Genomic DNA, 21,602 nt, shown 5'->3' with positions numbered 1-21,602 from the left:
CGGGCTTTTTTATTTCACCGGTATCCGACGGGTACGCATTCAACGGGCGCCATATGCCTATAGACTGTCGCCCTCGCCTGCCTCCCGCATCCGCCGCCCCGCGAGGGCCGGCCCCCTCCTCACCGCTTACCGATGACCGACAAGACCCGACAAATCGCCATTGCCCTGATCGTATTGGCGGTCATTGCCATGCTTTGGCTGGTTGGCAACGACCAGAACAATGCCGGCGATGCCGCCCCCTCATCCGTTGCGGACGCGTCGCCAGCCGCAGCAGCCAGCGCGGCGGCCGGCATTTACCGCGGCGGCACGCTGGAACCGTACAGCATTGACCCCGCGCGCCCCGGGGACCGCCTGCCGGTGTACCAGGCAGCCGCGATCCTGCAGGACTATCGCGACGACCGCGACAGCGCCGAACAGCGTTATCGCGGCGCCTACTTCATCGTGGAAGGCGTCGCCAGCGGGATTCGCCGAGAAGGCGGCACGCAGGTCTATCTCGAAATCCGCACCAGCGAACCCGGCCAACCGGTACGCGCGAACCTGCTGCCCCAGCAGAACTGCGGGCTGGCGCGGCCGGTCTGCGAAGTCGAAGCGCGCGCCACGATGGTCCGGCGCGGGCAGAAGGTGGCGGTCGAATGCACGGGTGCGGGCATGGTGGACGCCACGCCCATGCTGGACGGTTGCCTGCTGCGCGGCGGCGCCAATTGATCCGAGGGGCAGCAACTGCCCCGGCACCTCTTTCGGCATTCGATGGGTCCCGGCCCGGACGGATGGCAGGATGAACCACGCCCCCGTGGCCGGTTCCCGCCCGCGTGTCATCCCGCTGTCATTTCCGCCCCGCACAATCGCCGCCATTCGGCCTCCCATGCCGAATCGCATGACCGCGCCGGCTTCCTCGCGGCGCGCCGCACCACCGGTTGTCCTTGACACCGGTTTTTTTGCGGCTTGAATGAAAACGTTTTCATTTCACTCCACTTCGCCTCGCTTCCAGCCGAATGATTCGCAAAGCCGCCGCCATCGCCACCACGCCCGCGCCGCCCAACGGCGCGACGCTGATGAACGTTGCGAAGGCGGCGAGCGTGTCGCTGGCGACGGCATCGCGCGTGTTCAGCAATCCGGAGCTGGTCCGTCAGGACACCGCCGAGCGCGTGTTGCGTGCGGCGGGCGAACTGGGCTTTCGCCCGAACCTGCTGGGCGCCAAGCTGCGCGCCCAGCGCACCCGCATCGTCGGCGTGATGCTGCCGACGATGGAAAACGCGGTCTTCGCCGAATGCTGGCGCGGCATCGAAGAGGCGGCGCTGGCGCAAGGCTATTCGCTGATGCTGGTGACCAGCCGCTACGACCCGCAGCGCGAACGCGAGCGGATCGAATATCTGCTACGCCATCGGGTCGACGGCATGGTGCTGACGGTGGCCGATGCCGCCCGCAGCGCGGTGCTGGACCAGCTCGATGCCGAACGCGTGCCTTATGTCCTCGCGTATAACCAGGGCCCGCGCAGCGGCAAACGCTATTCGGTATCGGTGGACAACCGCGCCAGCGCGCGCGCCGGCGTGGAGACGCTGATCGCCGCCGGGCATCGCCGCATCTGCGTGGTATCGGGCGCCTTCGCCGCATCGGACCGCGCCAGGCAGCGCCACGCGGGATATCGGGACGCGATGCGCGCGCATGGTCTAGAACCCCTGCCGCCGCTGCCCTTGCCGGCCCATACCCCCACGCAGACGCCGGCGGAAGTCGAGCGCATCCGGCAGTTCGTCACCGCGCCGTCCGCGCCCACGGCGCTGTTCTGCACCAACGACATGCTGGCCATCGGCGTGATTTCGGTGCTGAAGCGCCTGGGACTGTCCGTACCCGGCGACATGTCCGTGCTCGGCTACGACGGCATCGAACTCGGCCAACTGCTGGAGCGGCCGCTGTCCACGGTCGTGCAGCCCAACAACGAGATCGGAGCCCGCGCGCTCGCTTGCCTGCTGGCACAGCTTGACTCCGGCAACGCCGGCGCCGGGCCGGATCAAGGCTTGACGCGCGCGACGCTGCTGCCGCACGCGTTGCGCGCCGGCGCCACCGTCGCGCCGCCGGCCTAGCGCCGCCAGCAACAGAACGAACCCCGTCTCGCATCGTCATGCGTCGTCTTCCCCCACCGTCGTCTCTAGAAAAGGAGTGCATCATGCAATCGACTTCGTCCTGGCTGCGCCGCCTGCGCTGGGTGCTGCCCACGATCGGCGCGGTCGTATTCAGCCACGCCGCGGCCGCGCAAACCGCGATCTGCTACAACTGCCCGCCGGAATGGGCGGACTGGGCCGCGCAGATCCGCGCGATCAAGGAAAAGACCGGCGTCACGGTGCCGCACGACAACAAGAACTCGGGCCAGTCGCTGGCCCAGATCGTCGCGGAAAAGGCCAATCCGGTGGCCGACGTGGTCTATTACGGCGTGACGTTCGGCATCCAGGCGCAGAAGGAAGGCGTGACCGCGCCCTACAAGCCCGCCAACTGGAATGACATCCCGGACGGCCTGAAGGACCCGCAGGGCAACTGGTTCGCGATCCATTCAGGCACGCTGGGCCTGATGGTCAATGTCGACGCGCTGCGCGGCAAGCCCGTGCCGCAATCGTGGGCCGACCTGCAGAAGCCCCAGTACAAGGGCATGGTGGGCTATCTCGATCCCGCCAGCGCCTTCGTCGGCTATGTGGGCGCGGTCGCGATCAACCAGGCCCTGGGCGGTTCGCTCGACAACTTCGGCCCGGCGCTGAAGTTCTTCAAGGACCTGCAGAAGAACCAGCCGATCGTGCCGAAGCAGACCGCATACGCGCGCGTGCTGTCCGGTGAAATTCCCATCCTGCTGGACTACGACTTCAACGCCTATCGCGCCCGCTACAAGGACCGCGCCAATGTCGCCTTCGTGATTCCCAAGGAAGGCACGCTGGTGGTGCCCTACGTCATGAGCATGGTCAACAAGGCGCCGCACCCGGTGGAAGCCCGCAAGGTGCTGGACTTCGTGTTGTCCGACGCCGGCCAGGCGCTGTGGGCGAATGCCTACCTGCGCCCGGTACGCGCCAAGGCCGTGTCCAAGGAGGTGGAAGCCCGGTTCCTGCCGGCTTCGGACTACGCCCGCGCCAAGACCATCGACTACGGCAAGATGGCTGAAGTGCAGAAGGCCTTTAGTGACCAGTACCTGAAGGAAGTGCGCTGATGCCGCGCCGGGGCGCACGTCGCCCCGGCCGCCGCCTTGCCGGCTCCTTCCAGTTGGAGACACTTGCACCATGCGCCGTCGCCCCCCTTCCCCCACCGCCCGCACGCTGATCGTCTTCGCGCTGCCGGCGCTGATCGTTTTCCTGGCGTTCTTCTGCCTGCCGATGGCCAAGCTGCTGGCGGTCAGCGTAGCGGGCGACGACGGCGCCGGCGTCTACTGGACCGTGCTGTCCAGCCCGCGCTATCTGCACAGCCTGCTGTCCACGGTGCTGCTGTCGGCGTCGGTGACGCTGGTTACGCTGGCGATTGCCGGCGTGGCAGGAACCTTCCTGCAGCGCCATCCGGTCCCCGGCAAGTCGGTACTGGTTGCCATGCTGACCTTTCCGCTGGCGTTCCCCGGCGTGGTGATTGGCTTCATGGTCATCATGCTGGGCGGCCGCAACGGCTTGCTCGCTTCGATCGGCGATCTGCTTGCCGGCGAGCGCTGGACCTTCGCCTATGGCATGGCGGGGCTGTTCGTCGGCTACCTGTATTTCTCCATTCCGCGCGTGATCCTGACCGTCATGGCCGCGGTCGAAAAACTCGACACCTCGCTCGAGGAAGCGGCCCGCTCGCTGGGCGCCGGCCGCTGGCGCGTGGTGCGCGACGTCATGCTGCCCGCGCTGATGCCGGCCTTGATCTCCAGCGGCGCGATCTGCTTCGCCACCAGCATGGGCGCGTTCGGCACGGCATTCACGCTGGCCACGCAGCTCGACGTGCTGCCGCTGACCATCTACAACGAGTTCACCAACTACGCCAACTTCGGCATGGCCGCCGCGCTATCGATCCTGCTCGGTGCCGTGACCTGGGCCCTGCTGGCGGTGGCTCGTCATCTGTCCGGCAACGCGGTTGCCGCTACCGCGTAGGAGCGCAAGCATGAAGACCAACCGTCGTGGCGCCGCGTATTGGGCCCAGCTGGCACTGACGCTCGCCGTTTGCGCGTTCATGACCGTACCCGTCGCGCTGTCCGTGCTGGCCGGCCTGACCAACAATATTTTCGTCGGGCTGGAAAGCGGCCTGACCACGCGATGGGTCCAGGAGGTATGGGGCCTGTACCGCAACACCATCTTCCTGTCGCTGTGGATTGCGCTGGCGTGCCTCGCTTGCACGCTGGTGCTCGGCGTTCCGGCCGCCTACTACATGGCGCTGCGCCGCAGCCGCGTGACGCGGCTGATCGAGGAGCTGCTGATGTTGCCGGTGGCGATCCCCGGATTGGCGACGGCACTCGGCCTGATCCTGCTGTATGGCGGCCTGCCATGGCTGCGCACCAGCTGGGTCTTCATCCTGATCGGGCATGTCCTGTTCACGCTGCCGTTCATGGTCCGCTCGGTGCTGGCCATCATGTCGGCAATCGACATCCGCACGCTGGAAGATGCCGCCGCGAGCCTGGGCGCCACGCGCATGCAGCGATTCTTCACCGTCGTGCTGCCCAATTGCCGGCAAGGGATTCTCGCCGGCGCACTGATGGTCGTCACGCTGTCGGTCGGCGAATTCAACCTGACCTGGATGCTCCATACGCCCACCACGCAAACGCTGCCGGTGGGCCTGGCCGACAGCTATGCGTCGATGCGGCTGGAGATCGGCTCCGCCTACACCATCGTGTTTTTCCTGATGATCATCCCGCTGCTGGTGGTGATGCAGATGGTGTCCGCACTCGGGGCGCGCGCGCAGCGACATCCAGTAGAGGACACCCCCACGCCGTTCGCCGGCACCGTCACCACTTCACCAAATACACCAGCCGGCCTGGACAGCGCGCCGCAGTCCCAGCCGCAGACGGAGGCTCCCCGCCATGCATGAACCCACCACCATCGCGCTGCGCCACTGCGGCAAGACGTTCCCCGACGGCACGCGCGCGCTCGAACCGCTGGATCTGGACATCGGCGCCGGCGAAACCGTCGTCCTGCTCGGGCCCTCGGGCTGCGGCAAGACCACCACGCTGCGCATGATCGCCGGCCTGGAATTTCCTGATGCGGGCGGCGAGGTGCTGTTCGGCGGCGCACCGGTCACGCACCTGCCGATCGAGCAGCGCGGCGTCGGCATGGTGTTCCAGAACTACGCCCTGTTCCCCAATATGACGGTGGCCGAGAACATCGGCTATGGCCTGCGCGTGCGCAAGGTCGACGCGCAGACCCGTCGCCGGCGCGTCGACGACATGCTGGCCATGATGCAGCTGGGCGCCTTCGCCAACCGGCGCGTCGACCAGTTGTCCGGAGGCCAACGCCAACGCGTGGCCCTGGCCCGCGCCATCGCCGTGCAGCCGCGCGTCTTGCTGCTGGACGAACCGCTGACCGCGCTCGACGCCAAGCTGCGCGACGCACTGCGCGCCGACATCAATCGCCTGCTGCGCAGCCTGCGCATTACGACGGTCTATGTCACCCACGACCAGGCGGAGGCGATGGCGCTGGGCGATCGCATTATCGTGATGGACAAGGGACGCATCGCGCAAAGCGGTACGCCCCAAGAGGTGTACCGGAATCCGGCCAACGCCTTTGTCGCCGACTTCATCGGCACCATGAATCGCTTGCCCGCGGCCGCGGACACGCACGTATGGCGCGTGCCGGGCGGCGCGTTGCCGCGTGAGGCGCAACACATCGAGGCGGCACAGGCCGAGCTGATGTTCCGGCCGGAGGACGTGTCGCTGACCGACGCGCCCGGCGCGCCCGATGTCCACGTGACCGGCAACGTCGTCACCGCACTGTTCCTCGGCCATGCGACCCGGCTGCTGGTCGACGTGGGCGCCCCCGCCCCGATCGTGCTCGATACCCCGCGACGCGACCGCTGGGCGGCCGGCGACCGCGTTGGCCTGCGCATCGATACCAGTCATCTGGTGACGGTGCCCGCTGAGGCGACACGGAACGCCGCATGATGCAGACCGCTTCCCAACCCGCTTCCCAGCCCGCCTCCCAGGCCGCGCCCTACCTCGTCGCCCACATCACGGACCTGCATATCAAGGCCGGCGGCAAGCTCTCCTACCGCCGCGTGGATACCGCGGATGCGCTGCGCCAGTGCATTGATACGCTATTGGCGCTGCCCCAGCGCCCCGACATTGCCGTGGTGACCGGAGACCTGGTCGACTTCGGCAGTGAGGACGAATATCGCTTCCTGCGGGGGATTCTGGAAACCTTGCCGATACCTGTGCGGCTGATGCCCGGCAACCACGACAGCCGGGAAGCCCTGCGCCGCGTGTTCCCCGATCACGCCTACCTGTTCGCCGCGGGCGATGGCGACGCGCCCGTGCACTACCGCATCGACGCGGGGCCGTTGACGCTGATCGCCTTCGACTGCACCGTGCCATGCCAAAGCGGCGGACGCGTGGACCCGGACGCCCTGTCATGGCTGGAAGCCGCGCTGGCTGTCGACCCCGAACGCCCTACGCTGCTGATGCTGCATCACCCGCCCTTCCACACGGGCATCGGCCATATGGACCAGCAGGGCCTGGAGAACGCCGCGCTGCTCGAGGCCGTAGTCCGGCGCCATCCGCAGGTCGAGCGCGTGCTATGCGGCCATCTGCATCGGCATATCACCCGGCGCTTTGGCGGCACCATCGCCATGACCGCGCCCGGCCCGGCCCACCAGGTGGCACTGGACCTCGACCCGCAAGCGCCTTCGCGCTTTCGCATGGAACCGCCGGGGTTTTTGCTGCACTGGTGGCATCCGGTGTATGGGCTCGTTACCCATGCGGCGCCGATTGGGGATCATGGGCCGGCTTATCCGTTTTTTGATTCGGAGGGGAGGTTGATTGATTGATGGAAGCAGGGGTGGAACGCCATGGAAGGCATGACGATCAACGTGCGCGACAACGTCCCCTACATCGCGATGTCCCGCATCGAATCGTCGATGCTCAACGGCTCCACGATCCATTCGAAATGGAGGCCGACCGTAGACCCCATACCGCGAGAGCAAAGCTGGAGTTACGCAACGTGCATGTCCGGGAGTATGCGGGCCGAGCGTTCATACACGCTTAAAGCGGTATCCGAACGGTCTGCGATATCAGCCAGCTTTCGCGCAGCACCCCCACTTCCGTTGGGTTAAGTCCATTCGTATGATGCCGACACCGAATACATAGCGCGGCGACTTTCCGCCCGTGCCCTATCAGCATCGCACCGTCCATCATGCAAAACTCGCCAACACGCGCCGAACGCATCATTCCGCTCATCAGCCATATTGCCCAGATCGGTCTTTTCATTTTTACTGGCCTTGGCTTCTATTTTACGGTAATTCCGCTATATCAAAAGGCTGCGGTTGACGAACAGCTAGCGAAGCAGCAACACGCGCTTGCAATAATCGAGGCGCAACTCAAAGAACAGTACGTAAAGCTACGCAATCGCGCTATCTCACAATACATTGCAATCGCTGGCCCAGAATGCACGGCCCTGCTTACTCCGCCAATTGAGATCGGATCAGTACCGCCAAGTAGGGACTTTTATGACATCGCTCTGGAGACCGACATGAACGCTTGTCTGCAAGAGGCGTTGCAACGAAGCGCCATCGCGAGCGAGTTGGACAAGAAGGACGTGGCAACAATTGCACAAGCCGTGGCCGGCATAGCGAGCGAATTAACAGATTCGCAACGGGCGGCGAGGCTCCGCATCCAACGAATCCACGCTCTCAAGGGACCGCTTGCGACTACACAGTCCGAAGACTTAGCAATCGCAACCATGAAGGCCCTCGGTGCATCCTCTGAGGATATCGCGCGGGCACGCTCAAATTTCGCATATCAAAGGCAGCGCGCAGAAATTGGCAACAAGTACTTGAAAACCGTGACCGATGCACTGGTGGAGTTGAGGAACCTTGAATTCGGTACTTGAAGTCAGCGCAACTCCCTGGCCTCGCACGTGGCCACGGATTTACCTTCGATCTAAGTCGTCCCTCATCAACCAATACCCGTCGTTTTTTCCGCAAATGCCAACACACTATCTAGACTTGTTTCAGTCCGACAGACCGCGCGCGCATGTCGTCGACAAACTGGAGGCTCTCTATTAGGACGTACCTGACAAAGGAGAACGCCTCGGCATGGTCACCGTGAACGGCTCGCCACGCCCTGCATTTTCTTGACGAGTATGGTGAAAAAATGCGTTCGAGAATGAGGCTGACGGATTTGCAGACCTATCGCGCTACGTTGTTAGAGTTGCATGGTGGGAGAGCAACTCAAATGCTAGTGGGGTAAATACTTTGCAGTGCATGAACGGGTCCATTTCGCATGCACGGCAGCCCGCCTCCGGCTACACTGACGCGATTGCAGTAGTCGGTCATTATGCGGCTGCACCGGACTCGCCCAAAATTCCCATGGTCAAGCTCATGCGCTTCTCGGAAGCGCTCACCCACCTTCCCAATGTCCATGCGACGAAGACCCGAAAGCTGTTCCGGGACGGATTCAATGACTGGGCGAACAGCTTGATTGGCGCCGGCTGTCAGGATCGTCCACTCGAGCTCGACATCGGCGGTGCGCTCATCGACGACGCCGCCTACAACGAGATGTATCGGAAGGATGGGGCTATTGAAACGAGCCCGCGTGGAGCGCAATTTCTGATCGAACTCTATCTCGAGGGGAGGCTGCCCACGAAGGGCGAGCCGATGCAGCCGAGCGAGGCTCTGCTGTCATACGCTCGGACCGGAGAGACGTTTGCCGAGATCTTCGAGGCTCGCCGACTGGTGCAAAATGCGTCGCGACAGGCCGACGAAGAAGCCAAGAAAGCAAGGTATGCGACGCCCGAAGAAATTTCTCCCTCGGAGTTCACGTACCGCTTGCTCAATGAGCTGTTCTTTCATCACAAGAAGAAGGGCTACGGAGTCTTTTCGATGGTGGTCGGCGGCGTTGAGGTAATCAAGACGGTCAGTCGATATTGCAGCAATTCCGGAAAGAATAGCGATGCGTCGGTGACGTTTAGCTGGATGGATCCAGACGGCACGCCGAGGAAACTCGACAAGACGAGCATGTTCGAAGGTAACCGGCGCAACGATGAGGCACGCAATTGGGGGCTACCTGAGTAGCGCGGCTCACCCACTAAAGCGCGACGGGGCATTGGCTATATAAAGCCTTAGCGCCCTTCGTGAGCGTCAAGCAACAGCGACGCAGCAAAGAACTGATCGACCGGTCGAGGTCCAGATTTCCGTAGCAGACACACGATAGCATTGCTGCGTGGAGTCGATTCCGCGGCCTGTGTCCATCAGACTATCTACACGCCGGCCGGTGGCCGGTGCGTCAGATTGTTCGAGCGGAACACCGGGCGTCCTGTTTTCAAACTACTCCTCCGCGGCTCGCTATGGTTGAACCCAATGCATAACTTTTGCACTAGTGTGTGGGACCGCGCTGGAGATCCTGAAACACGTTTAGAATGCAAATTGGCACAAATTGCGGAAGATCGTCTATAACCTTTTCCAATACCGCCATCTTCAAAGCAGAGTCTCCCCCCCTGTTAAAAGCATTTAACTTAGGAAAAGCATCCTTTAGCGCTCGCTCATAGTCATGTCCTTGCATCAGAAGCAAATGCTTTGGAACTTTTACCACCGCCCCGCCAACGTAGCTACAATCTACTCGGTCCGGGTCATTAGCAGTACAATAGCCGCACAAGCGAGAAACAACACAATCGACCGCTACCTGCAACCTTTCGTTATCCATTCGCTCAAATGCAGAAAAGTTTTCGTTATCCGAAAGACCCATATCCGCCCTATCAACAAACTTTTCGCGCACCAAGAGAATAGCGATTAAAAGGGGATCTAAAATATAATTTTCGATACTATATCGCTGCCCACATCCCAATACAAATATATTTCCTTCCGGGAAATTACTCATATCCCAATCCACCAGTCCGTACGCAGTATTGTTCCCCGCATCTGCCAGCACGCCAGCAAAATATTTCACACGGCTCGAACCGCCATCGTGCTTCCCGGTCCCAGAAGAAATAAAGCTAATAGAAATACTTGGATCCAGCTTCGATTTCAGTTTTTGAAAGAGAGCATCATAGTAATCAACGTCATAACAACTTTCCACAAACACTTGCCTACGGTTCTCTGATCTTACGCTGAGTGTCGGAACACCAGCCGTCAAAAGCCCGATCGCTGCATCGCGACTTACGCGAATCAAACGGTTACGGCCCGTCTTTTGCATAGCAAACAATGACTCGGCAGGAGCTAATGCCACCGTCGACGGTGAGTGAGTTGTCATTATTACCTTGATCCCACGCTCCTGTACCAAAACACGCTGAATGGTCTGCAGCAAGGATTGAGTCATCGATGGATGCAGCGGCGCGTCTATTTCGTCAAACAAAAGCAACGCAGGGTAGTCTACGATTTGCCGTCCGTCTTGCGCGTAGTAGAGGCATAACGCAAACGACATTAGAATTCTCTCACCGGAGGAGAGATCGTTAAATCTTACGGTCGTTCCCCTTACTGAATCGGTAAGTTCAGGTTCGTACATTGAGTCCGAAAATTTTTCCGGCGCGTTTATACGGAAATCCAAGTGTGCCGCCTCTAATACCGAGTTCACAAAGTCCCAAGGTGGCTCACCGTATGCCTCATTAAATTCAGCGTCCGTAAGGGCCAGCCTAGGTCCATCTCGCTCTTGGTCCTCCAACTTCTTTAGTTGATTCTCTCTCCAGATTCCTCGATATTGAACAAATAACCTAGCGAAGCTTTGCTGAAACATATCAACCGGATGCCAAAATCGCGGCTTATTTTCATTGAAATCATCGTCGTCAAGCTTCGACAGAAGCTTTCCAGTCGATTTCTCAACAGCATCCATAAACCTTCGCTGATTGAGATCATGAGTAGCTGAAGCCCGAATATTCGCATTAGCCGTGCGAAAATGTTGCGCAACTTGCTCTAAAATTTGCTCTTTAGCCTCCTGTTGGACGCTAGCAAAACACATATGATCTGCGCTCAGGCACGCCAAATCTCGCTTGCTCATGCCACGTAAGATGGGATGCGAGGCCGCGAACTGCAACAACGAAGTCGTTTGATTTTCAATTTGTTGCCGCAGCTGCATCCAAGCCTGATGCTGCTCCTGCAATGCTTGAAATGAAGTGAACGAACCAGTATCCGTGGTCGCGAGACTATTCCAATCGAAGCGTCTGATACTTCTTTTTTGATGGTCGACCGGAATTGAATCGATCCGAAGAAAGCCCTGCTCAATAGCCTCAAGCATTTGGCTTTTCCCCGCTCCGTTTATTCCGGTTATGATTGTGAAATCAGGCACCTCAATATCTTCGAAAGCGGTAATTGATTTATGAGGTCGAAACAATGATATTTTCATAGTAAGAATGGTTTTCACATCAGAGATCCCCATTGTAGCTTTCCCGTCACGTCTAAGCCGTCACAAACCCATGTGGCAGAAATACTCATTGACAAACAGGCATGTTTTAAGCTAAGTGAATCGCTCGACCATTACCAAATCGGGCAATTGAGCGTGGAGATCGCGATTCTCAAATGTGTCTTTACGCTCGTTAGCCGAATTCGCCGGTTCAGGATTGACACTACGCCAGTAGAGATCCACCGCCGGTGGGCTTAAATATAGAAATGGAAGCGCCTCAAAAGGATCGGAACAGCAGCTGAATTCCCCAAGCGCCACGATGCACGTCTTTTACGAATGCCGCTTACGTTCCGATCTGGTCTTTTTGCGACGCTCTCACGGCCAATGGCGCGAGTGTCTGGATTGCCTCCGGTCCTCCACCCGAGGCATCCTCAGAACTGTGTTGCGGGTCCGCTCGATGGAAACGATCGCAATTTTGCCGACGTCACGGATCGCTGCGCACTCCGAAGATGACCAAGCGCAGCGACCTTATCCCCTCACATCCTCCCTGGCACCAGTCCCACATACTTCCCCCGCGGCCGTATCACCTGCCCAACACCCAATTGCTCCAGACTGTGCGCCAGCAACCCAATACTGCGCGCCGTAGCAAACATCCCGAACGCAGCATCGTCCGGCAGCCCGCAATGAATGACCATCGCCGCGAGCGCGACGTCGATATTCGGCTGCAGCCCCGTTAGCCTCGTCGCCTTCTCGATAAACCGGCCAATGACTTCCGGCAGCTCGAACAACGCCAACAACGCCGCGGCGCGCGGATCGCCATCGGGATACAGGTGATGCCCAAACCCGGGCAGTGGCAATCCAGTGGACAGATGATGCGCAATCACCTGTTCCTCGCCCTGCCGCTCTACTTCATCGAATAGCGCCTTGACGCGGCCCGAGGCATCGCCGTGCAAGGGGCCGGAGAGCGTCGCCAGTCCGCCAAGCAGGCAGGCCGGCAGCGATGCGCCCGTGGATGCCGTGATGCGGGCGGCAAAGGCCGAGCTCGTCAATTCGTGGTCCACCAGCAGGACCATGGCCGTCCGCAGAAGCTCGGCCACGTGCGCCGGCTGTTTCCACCCCTGCGCAAAGCGAAGGTGCAACGGTTGTTGGCCCGGTTGCGCACCAAACGCATTGGCGAGTTGGCCGACCAGGCTTTGGCATTCGACATGCAGCACCCTTGTCATGCGTCCATGCGTGGAGTGGCCCGTGGCGGCGAGCGTAGCAAGGTTTTTGAATGCCGCGACACGTCCGGGCTTGGCGACGCGGGTAGAGCATGAAAAGTCCACCGGTTGTTGCGCGTCCCACAGCAATTGCGCCACGTCCTCGAGGGTGGCCGAGCCAGCCAGGGACACAGCGTCCTGCCCTCGGTAGTACAGCCGCTCGCGCACGAAGGTGGAAAGCGCGGTCGGGATGCTCGGTTCCGCGCCGAACAGCGTATTGGTCGCGAGGGTTTCGTGCTTTCGGCCGGCCTGTTTGCGTTTGGCAAGGCCCGCGACGTCCTCTGCGCGGTACAGGCTGCGGCGCGTGTCGGCCGGGTCGGTCATGACTTCGAGCTTGCCGCGGCTGACGTAGGCGTAGATCGTTTGCGGCCGCACGCCGAGCTGTCGGCACGCCTCGTCCATCGATATCCAGGAGCTCATGGGGGTGTCGTCAATGTTTATATGTTGATTTTATAGATCAATATTGCCATGCCGATCAAGTATTACCTACTATGCCGTCAACGTTCAACGCCTCGCTCAAACACCAAACGCTGACGCACATGAAGCCGCAAATCCTGCAACTGAATCCGATCCTGATTCCCGCGATCAATGACGAGCTCGCCTCGCTGTACCACGTTCACAAGTACTTCGAGATCGCCGATCAGGCGGCGTGGTTGCGGGAACACGGGCCTTCTATCCAGGCTGTCATTACCGGAGGACATACGGGGATTCCGCGGGCGATGCTGGAACAGTTGCCTGCGCTGAAGGTAGTGGCCATCAATGGCGTGGGCACCGATGCGGTGGATCTTGAATATTGTCGTGGCCGCAATCTGCCGGTCACCGCCACCCTCGGAGCGCTGACCGAAGATGTGGCCGACCTCGCGATCGGTTTGCTGATCGCGGCCTGCCGCAACATCTGCGCGGGGGATCGTTTCGTGCGCGATGGCCAGTGGGAGCTATATCCGCAGCCGAGCGCGATTCCGCTTGCCCGACGCTTCAGCGGCATGAATGTCGGCATCGTCGGCATGGGGCGTGTCGGCCGGGCGGCGGCGACGCGGGCGGCGGCCTTTGGCTGCCCGATCCGCTACACCGACCTGCGCCGCATGGATGACGTGCCCCACGAATTCGTGGCCGATCTTCGCGAGCTGGCGCGCCGCAGCGATGCGCTGGTCCTTTGCGCAGCGGCGGACAAGGCGGAGGGCATTGTGGACGCCGCGGTGCTGGACGCGCTAGGCCCGCGCGGGTATCTCGTCAATGTGGCGCGTGGCCGGTTGGTCAATGAGGCCGACCTGGCCGAAGCCGTGGCGGCCGGCCGCATCGCGGGCGCGGGCCTGGATGTGTTCGTCGACGAGCCGCGCGTGCCGCTGGCCTTGCGCGAGTCTGATCGCACTACGCTGCAGGCCCATCGTGCCAGCGCGACCTGGGAAACCCGTACCGCGATGGCGCAGATGGTGCTCGAAAGCGTGGCGCAGGCGCTGGCCGGTGGCCGTCCGACGATGAGCCTGACCACCTGAGCGCAGGGCTATCCGTTTCACGCCCCACCGCACGAGCGCACGAGCGCACGAGCACGCGAGCGCACGAGCACGCGAGCACGCGAGCACGCGAATGCACGAACGCCCGGGCGCCTCTGCGCGCAGAAGCCTTCCAGCCTAACGCCCCATTAAGGAGACTCGCCCTTGAACGCTTCCCGAAAAATCGCCCTCGTCACCGGCGCCGGCAGCGGTGTTGGCCGCCTCAGCGCGATTGCGTTGCTGGAGGACGGCTGGACCGTCGTGCTGGCCGGCCGCCGCGCCGAACCGCTGCAAGCGCTGGCCGTCGAGGCTTCGGCGCGCGGACAGCATGCAGTGCCCCGTGCCCACCGATGTCACCGATCCCGCCAGCGTGCAAGCCTTGTTCGACACCATCGAACAAGAGTTCGGTCGGCTGGACCTGCTGTTCAACAACGCCGGCGTCAATGCCCCGGCCGTGCCGATGGACGAGCTGCCGCTGGACGCATGGTTCAACGTGATCAACACCAACGTCACCGGCGTCTACCTTTGCGCGCGGGCGGCGTTCGGCTTGATGCGCCGGCAGTCGCCGCAGGGCGGACGCATCATCAATAACGGCTCCATCTCGGCGCACACGCCGCGCCCCTACACGGCGCCCTACACCGCCAGCAAGCACGCCGTCAGCGGCCTGACCAAAGCCCTCGCGTTGGACGGCCGCCCGTTCAACATCGTGGCCGGCCAGATCGACATCGGTAACGCGCTGACGGAATTGTCGGAGCGGATGACGCGCGGCGTGCTGCAGGCCAATGGCACGACAGCGCCGGAACCGATGATGCACGCCACGCACGTCGCCAATGCCGTGCGTCATATGGCATCGCTGCCGCTCGAGGCGAACGTCCTGACCATGACGGTCATGGCCAGTGCCATGCCCTTCGTCGGGCGCGGCTGATATCGCTTGGCATCTCACATCGTCCTCGCGCCGCCGGCTCGCTGGCGCCGCGAGGACGCGCAGCATCAGAGTTGACACAACAGTTGACCAAAACAGAGGAGACAACCATGCCATTCACCAAGCTGATTACGTCCCTGGCCGTCCCGGCCGCCCTGATCATGGCCTCCGGCCTGTCATGGGCACAGGCACAGAACTACCCCACCCGCCCCGTCACCATCATCGTGCCCGCACCGGCCGGCGGCGGCATCGATCTGATCGCCCGCGTGGTCGGAGAAAAGCTGGCGGTCAAGCTTGGGCAGCCCTTTATCGTCGAGAATCGTCCGGGCGCGTCGAACAACCTGGGCACCGCCGTGCTGGCCAATGCCAAGCCGGACGGCTATACGATCGGCATCGTGGGCGGCAGCCACAACATCAATAAATACCTCTTCAAGAATCTGGGCTGGGATCCGGAGAAGAGCTTTGAGCCGATCGTCTATACCCACGTGATTCCGCTGGTGTTCGCGGTCAATCCGAAAACTCCCGCCAAATCGGTGCCCGAACTGGTCAATTGGATGAAAGCCAATCCGGGCGAGGCCAAGGTGGCGACTTCCGGTCGTGGCAGCGCGCAGGAGATGGCCGCGGAAATGTTCCGCATGGTCAGCGGTGCGAACATGCTGCTGATTCCGTACAAGGGCTCGTCCGCCGCCCATCCGGACCTGGTGGCCGGCCGCACGGTGCTGTTCATCGACACCATCAGCGCGATCCAGGAACAGGTGAAAGCCGGCAATGTCCGCGCGCTGGCCGTTTCGACCCGGAGCCGCTCCAAGGCGCTGCCCAATGTCCCGACCGCGGAAGAGCAAGGACTGAAAGGCTATGACGCCAATACCAATGGCGGCTTCCTGGCGCCCGCGGGTACGCCCAAGGACATCGTCGCCAAGCTCAATACCGAGATCAATGCGGCCTTGAAGCTGCCCGAGGTGCGCGCCAAGCTCGAAGCGGCGGGCATCGAGATCCAGGGCGGCACGCCGCAGGAATACGCGGCGCTGATCCATTCCGATCTGGCCAAATGGGGGAAGGTGGTCAAGCAGGCCGGCATTCAGCAGGAATAGCGCTCGTCAAGCAAATCAATCGATCAATCGAGGCTTTCCCGCAGCCCACGTTTGGTCATCGACCAATGCCTTTCCCACGTAGAATTGGCGGCCGCCGCCATGTATCGGCGCAATGTCTTTACATTTGGCATGCACGTCGATCTCCTTACCCTTTACCACCTTGCCATCGGAACGCTCCTTGTCAGTGCGGGCATGATCTTCTGGGAGCGTCGGGCCAACCCCGAGCGCAGCAGGGAATTGCGAATGCTGGCGGCGGGGTTCGCGACGCTGGCAATCGGCTGCGCGGCGGTGTTGTTCCGCCGCGATCTGCCCGGGGCCATCGGTTCGGCAGTCAGCAACCTGCTTGTGCTGACCGGCTATCTTTTGGTGCTGCGCGGCGTCGCATCGTTGAACAGCCGGGAATACCGGGCCGGCTCGATCGGGCTGTTGACCGTGATGGCGCTGGTGTGGGTCGGATGGGGCCCGCAATATCGCGAGTTCGTATGGAGCCACGTCAGTTCTGTGCCGATCGCGATCATCAGCGCCTTGACGGCTTGGGAGATGTGGCGATGCGAGGCGATGAAGGCATTGCACTCGCGGCGCATCGTCGTGATCGTGGCCGGCATCCATGCCGCGGTTTACGCGGCCAGGAGTTCCTTGCTGCCCTGGTTGGTGGCTGCGCACGGCCCATCGGTGCAGTCGATTGCCAGCAAGATCACGATCTACGAGGGCGTGCTGTATTCAGTCATCTTGCCGATGGCGCTGCTGAAATTGATCCGCGACGAATCGCACGGGCAGCTGTTGCGGCAATCGCAGACCGACTATTTGACCGGGCTTGGCAATCGTCGATGGTTCTTTGAACACGGTGCGCGGATCGTCGATCGCTGCAAGGAGGGGCCGGTGTCCGTCCTCGCTTTCGACCTCGATCATTTCAAGGCCATCAACGACCGGCACGGGCACGAGATGGGCGACCAGGTGCTGAAGTCCTTCGCCGAGATCGCGCACAGCGTGCTCGGGCCGCATGCGGTTCTGGCGCGCATCGGTGGAGAGGAATTCGCGGCGCTGCTGTATGGCGCCGATGCGGGGCGCGCCAGGACGTTGGCAGAGACCGTCGTCAAGCGTTTTGCCGAGGCGAGCCCGAGCCGCAACGACGGCGCCGCGATACGCACCACGGTCAGCGTCGGGCTGGCCCAATTCCACGAGCAGGGGCCGGTGCTGGTCGATCGCCTTGCGGCCGCGGACCGCGCCTTGTATCGGGCCAAGTCCCTGGGCGGCAACCGCGTCGAGCAGGCGGAAGCCGAAGCGATCGAGGCCTGAAGCGCCCTATCTTTTTTGCTGAAGTTCTCCCTAAAGTTTTTCCCTCCCCTGCCGTCAATCCGCGTTGGGGGCTAAAAAACGGACCGTTGCAGTCCGGCCGCCAACTCGCCCTGACGCGGGGCGCCAATCCACAACAACAGGGGAGCGGAGGGAGAAATGCATATCGGAAACTGGTCCATCCGGACAAGGCTGACGGCGTGCTTCTGCGCGGTGCTGCTGGTACTGGCAATCGCGCTGGCCATCGGCGTGACGCAGCTACGAGCCATCGGCGAGGCGGCTCATTCCGTCGATGCCGCCGCAAGGAACGCACCCGCGCTGACCCAGCTCGATCGACAGATCACCACCACCACCGAGTGGATGGCCGGCCTGGGCATCGCCGCCCTGCTGCTGGCCGTAGCAAGCATCCATACGCTGTCCAAGGGCATCCAGCAGCCGCTGGCCGAGGCCGAGCTGATCGCCGAGACGGTAGCCGCCGGCGACCTCAGCCAGGAATTCGAGACCGAACGCACCGGTCCCTTCGGTCCCCTGCTCGGCGGGCTCGGCCGGATGGAGGACATGCTGACCGACCTGATTACGCGGATCAAGACGTCCACCGACTCGATTACCGAGGCCTCGCACCGGATCGCGGCCGGCAATACCGATCTGTCGCAGCGCACGGAGCAGCAGGCCGCGACGCTGGAGGAAACGGCGTCCAGCATGAGCGAGTTGACTGCGATGGTGCAGCAGAACACCGAGCGCGCCCGCGAAGCCAACCGCTTCGCGCAGTCGGCATCGGGCATCGCCGAGCGCGGCGGTGAGGTGATGACCGCGGTGGTCGACACGATGCAGGCGATCGATACCAGTTCCAAGAAGGTGGCCGATATCGTCGACGTGATCCAGGGCATCGCCTTCCAGACCAATATCCTGGCGCTGAACGCGGCCGTGGAAGCGGCGCGCGCCGGCGAACAAGGCCGCGGCTTCGCGGTGGTCGCCGGTGAAGTCCGCACGCTGGCCCAGCGCAGCGCGGCCGCGGCGCGCGAGATCAAGGACCTGATCGACGATTCGGTGCAGCAAGTGGGCAGCGGCTCGACGCTGGTCGGCAAGGCCGGCCAGACGATGCAGGAAATCGTCGGCGCCGTTCGGCACGTGACGACATTGCTTGGCGAAATCGGTACCGCGTCCGAGCATCAAAGCAGCGGCATTGCCCAGGTGGCCGAGGCGGTCACGCAGATGGATACCGTGACGCAGCAGAACGCCGCGCTGGTCGAACAGGCCGCCGCGGCGTCGAATGCGCTGGCCGACGAAGCCCGCGAGCTGCAAAGCGTGGTGGCGCGATTCCGGCTGGAGGCCGGCCCTGCCCCGATGTCGGCGTCGCGGGAGCCGTCGCTTCAATTGGCGGCGGCGCGATAACCGACGACATCGTCCTATAGGCCCAGCCCGAGTCGGATCGCCGCCTCGACGGGCGAATAGGCGCCATCTTCCCGCTCGAGCTGTAGCGGCTCCCGCGGCAGCAACGGCGGCTGCGCCATGAAGCGCGGCGTCGTGCCGCGATGGGGCTGGGCGGAATGCACCAGGAACGGGTGGCACAGGTACACCGTTCCGGCTTCGCCGGTGGCCAGGACCTCTGGACGCCCTTCCGTCTCAGGCAACCGGCCGACGATTTCGCGCAATGTCAGTCCGGCGTCTCCGGCAGGCGCGAGCATCCTCGCGACATCCAGATGCGAGCCGATCCGAAGGCGCGTTGGCGCGTCGTGCTCGCTGACGTCCGAGAACAGGAACAGCATCAGCAGCGCCCTCCCCTTAGAGTTGACGTTGGCGCGCCACTCCATGAAGTCGGGATTGTCCCAGCCGAAGCTCACGTCGACATGCCAGCCGGCATCGCCGGGATCCTCTGGCGAGGGAAAGCGAACGGGGAAGGTCCCCATCGCCTTGCAAAGCAGCCAGCGCCCGGCGCCGACCAGCTGATCGAACGCCTGGCGCAACACGGGCGTGTTTGCGGCCTCGATAAACGGCGGCTGGGAATACATGCCGAGGCGGATCACGGGCTTGGTCCAGCTGGAGGGATCGGCTGAATCGCAGCCCGTGTCTCGCCACAGGATTGCCCTTGCCTTCTCCGCCACCGCACGGGGAAAGGCACCGTCGATCCGGATGAAGCCCTGATCGACAAAATTGCGGATCTGCACCTGGCTCAGTGCTGCGCCTCGTCGGCCGTCGCCCTGCATCGCCTTCCCTTTACCGTAGTTCGAGAAGCAGATTGTAAGACCCGGCATGGCCGGGTCCTACGAGAAGCGCCCTACTTCACCGGCGTCAGAATCGGCGCACCCTGCTTCTTGATCAGGAACACAACGAACTTCGCCGGTTGCGTCTTGCTGGCGTTGCGCCCGACCGTGTGGATATCGTTCGGGCCTTCGTGGAAGGTCTCGCCGGCCTTCAGCGTGACCTCCTTGCCGCCCTTGACGCCCATCACGATGCTGCCCTCGAGCACATAGACGAAGCCGTGGGCGTCGTGGCGATGCACCGGGTCGGCGCCGCCGGGCGCGTAATCGACGACGATCATCTCGACTTCCTTGCCGGGGTATTCGGGCAACGGCTGCGTCAGCAGCGGCTTGACCGAGACGCCTTCTCCGGCCGCGGCGGCGGGCTGTCCCACCATCAGCGACGAGAGCAGCAGCGTTGCCGCAAAGGCAGTGACTGGTTTCATGGTTTCACTCCAGATTCTTCGACAGTTCCTCAAACCGACACGGTGATGACGGTATGCATACCCTCGCGGGCGATCTTTGCGTAGGGACAAAGCCGTTCGGTATGGCGGACCAGCTCTTCGGCGACCGGCTTGTCGACACCGGGAATCCGGATGTGGATGTCGGCAATCAAGGCATAGCCGCCGTCGGCGGGATCGCGGCCAAACGACACCTTGACGGCGACCGTCGCCGCGGCAATGTCGATCTGCTCGCGTTGGGCCAGCAGGCTCAAGGCGCCGTGGAAGCACGCCGCGAAGCCTGCCGCGAAAAGTTGTTCGGGATTGGTGCCTCCGCCCGGGCCGCCGAGTGCCGCCGGCAAGCGCAGGTCGAGATGCAGGTTGCCATCGTCCGATCGCGCGACGCCCGATGCGCGGCCATGCCCTGCCTCGCCTCCCGACACCGTCACGGTGGTCGTGTACAGCGCGGCAAAGTCGCTGCCGCGATATCGGTCGAGCAGCGTCAGCGGCGGCGGCTTCAGCCCCTTGGTTGTCATAGGGCCTCCGCGCCTACTTGACCTGCGATTGGCGCATCCAGTCCTCGAAGCTGATGCGCCCCAGATGGGCCTGTCCCTCGGGCACGAGCGAGCCTGTCTGCAGCTCGGCGCCGAAATAGCGGGCGGCGGGATCGACCTTGACCGTGCGCGAATCTCCGATCGCCTGCAGATAGCGCTGCACGATATCGCTCATCTTGAACGGTTCCGGGCCGGCGATCTCGACGATGCCGTTGGCCGGGGCGGCCAGCGCGCAATCGGCCACGGCCTGCGCGACGTCCTCCGACGAAATCGGCTGGATCAGCGCGGGCGACAACCGGATCGTGTCGCCCTGCGCCGCCGCTTGCGCGATGCCGCCGAGAAACTCCAGGAACTGCGTCGAGCGGACGATCGTATAGGGCACGCCGGACTCGCGGATCAGGGTCTCCTGCGCGAGCTTGGCGCGGAAGTAACCGTTCTGCGGAAGCCTGTCGGTGCCGACCACCGACAACGCAACGTGGTGTGCGACGCCCGCTTCCTTCTCGGCGGCAGCCAGGTTGCGCCCGGATGTCTCGAAGAAATGCAGTACCGCGGCGTCCTCGAACGACGGCGAATTGGCGACGTCCACCACCACCTGCGCGCCGGCCAGCGCCTGCGCGAGCCCTTCGCCGGTCAAGGCGTTGACGCCGGTTTGCGGCGCCGCGGCGACCGCCTGGTGCCCCTGGGCCGACAGCCTCGCCACGACTTTCTTGCCGATCAGGCCCGTGCCGCCAATGACAACGATCTTCATGATGCTTCTCCCTGCTGTGAGTGGAAGTGGAACAACTTCACGCTCATGCTAGGGGTCGCGCATCGCGCGCACCAGACCGATGCCGAAACCACGGTGTT

19 protein-coding genes and 1 pseudogene are annotated in these 21,602 nt (G+C 62.7%); 14 read left to right on the top strand and 6 right to left on the bottom strand.

Going from position 1 to position 21,602, the window contains the following annotated elements; all coding sequences use genetic code 11:
* The first annotated feature begins 132 nt into the window (after positions 1–132).
* The 9 genes from F7Q96_RS09275 to F7Q96_RS09235 all read left to right on the top strand — a co-directional run bounded on the left by F7Q96_RS09275 (position 133) and on the right by F7Q96_RS09235 (position 9,213).
* On the top strand, positions 133–705 hold the full coding sequence (locus F7Q96_RS09275; RefSeq protein ID WP_053823820.1) for an OB-fold protein: 573 nt from the start codon (positions 133–135) through the stop codon (positions 703–705).
* A gap of 287 nt (positions 706–992) precedes the next feature.
* Positions 993–2,078 (top strand): LacI family DNA-binding transcriptional regulator, encoded by a 1,086-nt coding sequence (locus tag F7Q96_RS09270; protein ID WP_053823819.1) that lies wholly within the window; start codon positions 993–995, stop codon positions 2,076–2,078.
* A gap of 83 nt (positions 2,079–2,161) precedes the next feature.
* Positions 2,162–3,184: an ABC transporter substrate-binding protein gene (locus F7Q96_RS09265; RefSeq protein WP_053823818.1), complete on the top strand. Its 1,023-nt coding sequence runs from the start codon at positions 2,162–2,164 to the stop codon at positions 3,182–3,184.
* Between the two features lie 70 nt (positions 3,185–3,254).
* Complete coding sequence (locus F7Q96_RS09260; RefSeq protein WP_053823817.1) at positions 3,255–4,088, top strand: ABC transporter permease; 834 nt, start codon at positions 3,255–3,257, stop codon at positions 4,086–4,088.
* A 10-nt stretch (positions 4,089–4,098) separates the two neighbouring features.
* Positions 4,099–5,019, top strand: coding sequence for an ABC transporter permease (locus F7Q96_RS09255; RefSeq protein ID WP_053823816.1), 921 nt, complete (start codon positions 4,099–4,101; stop codon positions 5,017–5,019).
* Complete coding sequence (locus F7Q96_RS09250) at positions 5,012–6,088, top strand: ABC transporter ATP-binding protein (RefSeq protein ID WP_053823815.1); 1,077 nt, start codon at positions 5,012–5,014, stop codon at positions 6,086–6,088. The genes F7Q96_RS09255 and F7Q96_RS09250 overlap by 8 nt, the downstream gene beginning before the upstream one ends.
* Entirely contained in the window at positions 6,085–6,969 is an 885-nt protein-coding gene (locus F7Q96_RS09245) for a phosphodiesterase (protein WP_082371725.1), read from the top strand. The genes F7Q96_RS09250 and F7Q96_RS09245 overlap by 4 nt, the downstream gene beginning before the upstream one ends.
* Before the next feature lie 365 nt (positions 6,970–7,334).
* A complete protein-coding gene (locus tag F7Q96_RS09240; RefSeq protein WP_053823814.1) occupies positions 7,335–8,030 on the top strand; it encodes a hypothetical protein in 696 nt (231 codons plus the stop codon).
* Positions 8,031–8,403: 373 nt separating this feature from the next.
* The gene (locus F7Q96_RS09235) at positions 8,404–9,213 is read left to right on the top strand and encodes a hypothetical protein (RefSeq protein ID WP_151022522.1); all 810 of its coding nucleotides are present in this window, start codon (positions 8,404–8,406) and stop codon (positions 9,211–9,213) included.
* Between the two features lie 301 nt (positions 9,214–9,514).
* Here F7Q96_RS09235 and F7Q96_RS09230 read toward each other — a convergent pair whose 3' ends face one another.
* Both F7Q96_RS09230 and F7Q96_RS09225 read right to left on the bottom strand, forming a co-directional pair.
* Positions 9,515–11,491 carry an AAA family ATPase gene (locus F7Q96_RS09230; protein WP_170265855.1) on the bottom strand — a complete coding sequence of 659 codons (1,977 nt, stop codon included), beginning with the start codon at positions 11,489–11,491 and terminating at the stop codon, positions 9,515–9,517.
* 515 nt (positions 11,492–12,006) lie between these two features.
* Positions 12,007–13,149, bottom strand: a complete 1,143-nt coding sequence (locus F7Q96_RS09225; protein ID WP_151022518.1) for a citrate/2-methylcitrate synthase — start codon at positions 13,147–13,149, stop codon at positions 12,007–12,009.
* Positions 13,150–13,268: 119 nt separating this feature from the next.
* Here F7Q96_RS09225 and F7Q96_RS09220 point away from each other — a divergent pair, with 119 nt between their 5' ends.
* From F7Q96_RS09220 to F7Q96_RS09200, 5 genes and pseudogenes are all read left to right on the top strand, one after another.
* Positions 13,269–14,222: a 2-hydroxyacid dehydrogenase gene (locus tag F7Q96_RS09220; RefSeq protein WP_053824601.1), complete on the top strand. Its 954-nt coding sequence runs from the start codon at positions 13,269–13,271 to the stop codon at positions 14,220–14,222.
* A gap of 162 nt (positions 14,223–14,384) precedes the next feature.
* Positions 14,385–15,144: pseudogene (locus tag F7Q96_RS09215) on the top strand (SDR family oxidoreductase).
* 107 nt (positions 15,145–15,251) lie between these two features.
* On the top strand, positions 15,252–16,232 hold the full coding sequence (locus F7Q96_RS09210; RefSeq protein WP_053823811.1) for a Bug family tripartite tricarboxylate transporter substrate binding protein: 981 nt from the start codon (positions 15,252–15,254) through the stop codon (positions 16,230–16,232).
* 129 nt (positions 16,233–16,361) lie between these two features.
* A complete protein-coding gene (locus F7Q96_RS09205) occupies positions 16,362–17,528 on the top strand; it encodes a GGDEF domain-containing protein (RefSeq protein WP_053824600.1) in 1,167 nt (388 codons plus the stop codon).
* A 156-nt stretch (positions 17,529–17,684) separates the two neighbouring features.
* Positions 17,685–18,917 (top strand): methyl-accepting chemotaxis protein, encoded by a 1,233-nt coding sequence (locus F7Q96_RS09200; RefSeq protein ID WP_082371723.1) that lies wholly within the window; start codon positions 17,685–17,687, stop codon positions 18,915–18,917.
* 14 nt (positions 18,918–18,931) lie between these two features.
* Here F7Q96_RS09200 and F7Q96_RS09195 read toward each other — a convergent pair whose 3' ends face one another.
* From F7Q96_RS09195 to F7Q96_RS09180, 4 genes are read right to left on the bottom strand one after another with little or no spacing between them, the layout of a single operon-like run.
* Complete coding sequence (locus tag F7Q96_RS09195) at positions 18,932–19,777, bottom strand: phytanoyl-CoA dioxygenase family protein (protein ID WP_226995061.1); 846 nt, start codon at positions 19,775–19,777, stop codon at positions 18,932–18,934.
* A gap of 23 nt (positions 19,778–19,800) precedes the next feature.
* Complete coding sequence (locus F7Q96_RS09190) at positions 19,801–20,208, bottom strand: cupin domain-containing protein (RefSeq protein ID WP_053823809.1); 408 nt, start codon at positions 20,206–20,208, stop codon at positions 19,801–19,803.
* Between the two features lie 29 nt (positions 20,209–20,237).
* Positions 20,238–20,738, bottom strand: a complete 501-nt coding sequence (locus tag F7Q96_RS09185) for an Ohr family peroxiredoxin (RefSeq protein ID WP_053823808.1) — start codon at positions 20,736–20,738, stop codon at positions 20,238–20,240.
* Between the two features lie 13 nt (positions 20,739–20,751).
* On the bottom strand, positions 20,752–21,504 hold the full coding sequence (locus F7Q96_RS09180) for an SDR family oxidoreductase (RefSeq protein WP_053823807.1): 753 nt from the start codon (positions 21,502–21,504) through the stop codon (positions 20,752–20,754).
* Positions 21,505–21,602: the final 98 nt, after the last annotated feature.

Source organism: Cupriavidus gilardii, from assembly GCF_008801915.1.
Taxonomy (GTDB): Bacteria; Pseudomonadota; Gammaproteobacteria; order Burkholderiales; family Burkholderiaceae; genus Cupriavidus; species Cupriavidus gilardii.
This window is presented reverse-complemented; position numbering and strand designations above follow the sequence as displayed.

Excerpts from the sequence above, each read along its gene's own strand:
- F7Q96_RS09275 (WP_053823820.1), top strand. The coding sequence starts at position 133 with ATGACCGACAAGACCCGACAAATCGCCATTGCCCTGATCGTATTGGCG.
- F7Q96_RS09270 (WP_053823819.1), top strand. The coding sequence starts at position 993 with ATGATTCGCAAAGCCGCCGCCATCGCCACCACGCCCGCGCCGCCCAAC.
- F7Q96_RS09265 (WP_053823818.1), top strand. The coding sequence starts at position 2,162 with ATGCAATCGACTTCGTCCTGGCTGCGCCGCCTGCGCTGGGTGCTGCCC.
- F7Q96_RS09260 (WP_053823817.1), top strand. The coding sequence starts at position 3,255 with ATGCGCCGTCGCCCCCCTTCCCCCACCGCCCGCACGCTGATCGTCTTC.
- F7Q96_RS09255 (WP_053823816.1), top strand. The coding sequence starts at position 4,099 with ATGAAGACCAACCGTCGTGGCGCCGCGTATTGGGCCCAGCTGGCACTG.
- F7Q96_RS09250 (WP_053823815.1), top strand. The coding sequence starts at position 5,012 with ATGCATGAACCCACCACCATCGCGCTGCGCCACTGCGGCAAGACGTTC.
- F7Q96_RS09245 (WP_082371725.1), top strand. The coding sequence starts at position 6,085 with ATGATGCAGACCGCTTCCCAACCCGCTTCCCAGCCCGCCTCCCAGGCC.
- F7Q96_RS09240 (WP_053823814.1), top strand. The coding sequence starts at position 7,335 with ATGCAAAACTCGCCAACACGCGCCGAACGCATCATTCCGCTCATCAGC.
- F7Q96_RS09235 (WP_151022522.1), top strand. The coding sequence starts at position 8,404 with ATGAACGGGTCCATTTCGCATGCACGGCAGCCCGCCTCCGGCTACACT.
- F7Q96_RS09225 (WP_151022518.1), bottom strand. The coding sequence starts at position 13,149 with ATGAGCTCCTGGATATCGATGGACGAGGCGTGCCGACAGCTCGGCGTG.
- F7Q96_RS09220 (WP_053824601.1), top strand. The coding sequence starts at position 13,269 with ATGAAGCCGCAAATCCTGCAACTGAATCCGATCCTGATTCCCGCGATC.
- F7Q96_RS09210 (WP_053823811.1), top strand. The coding sequence starts at position 15,252 with ATGCCATTCACCAAGCTGATTACGTCCCTGGCCGTCCCGGCCGCCCTG.
- F7Q96_RS09205 (WP_053824600.1), top strand. The coding sequence starts at position 16,362 with ATGCACGTCGATCTCCTTACCCTTTACCACCTTGCCATCGGAACGCTC.
- F7Q96_RS09200 (WP_082371723.1), top strand. The coding sequence starts at position 17,685 with ATGCATATCGGAAACTGGTCCATCCGGACAAGGCTGACGGCGTGCTTC.
- F7Q96_RS09195 (WP_226995061.1), bottom strand. The coding sequence starts at position 19,777 with ATGCCGGGTCTTACAATCTGCTTCTCGAACTACGGTAAAGGGAAGGCG.
- F7Q96_RS09190 (WP_053823809.1), bottom strand. The coding sequence starts at position 20,208 with ATGAAACCAGTCACTGCCTTTGCGGCAACGCTGCTGCTCTCGTCGCTG.
- F7Q96_RS09185 (WP_053823808.1), bottom strand. The coding sequence starts at position 20,738 with ATGACAACCAAGGGGCTGAAGCCGCCGCCGCTGACGCTGCTCGACCGA.
- F7Q96_RS09180 (WP_053823807.1), bottom strand. The coding sequence starts at position 21,504 with ATGAAGATCGTTGTCATTGGCGGCACGGGCCTGATCGGCAAGAAAGTC.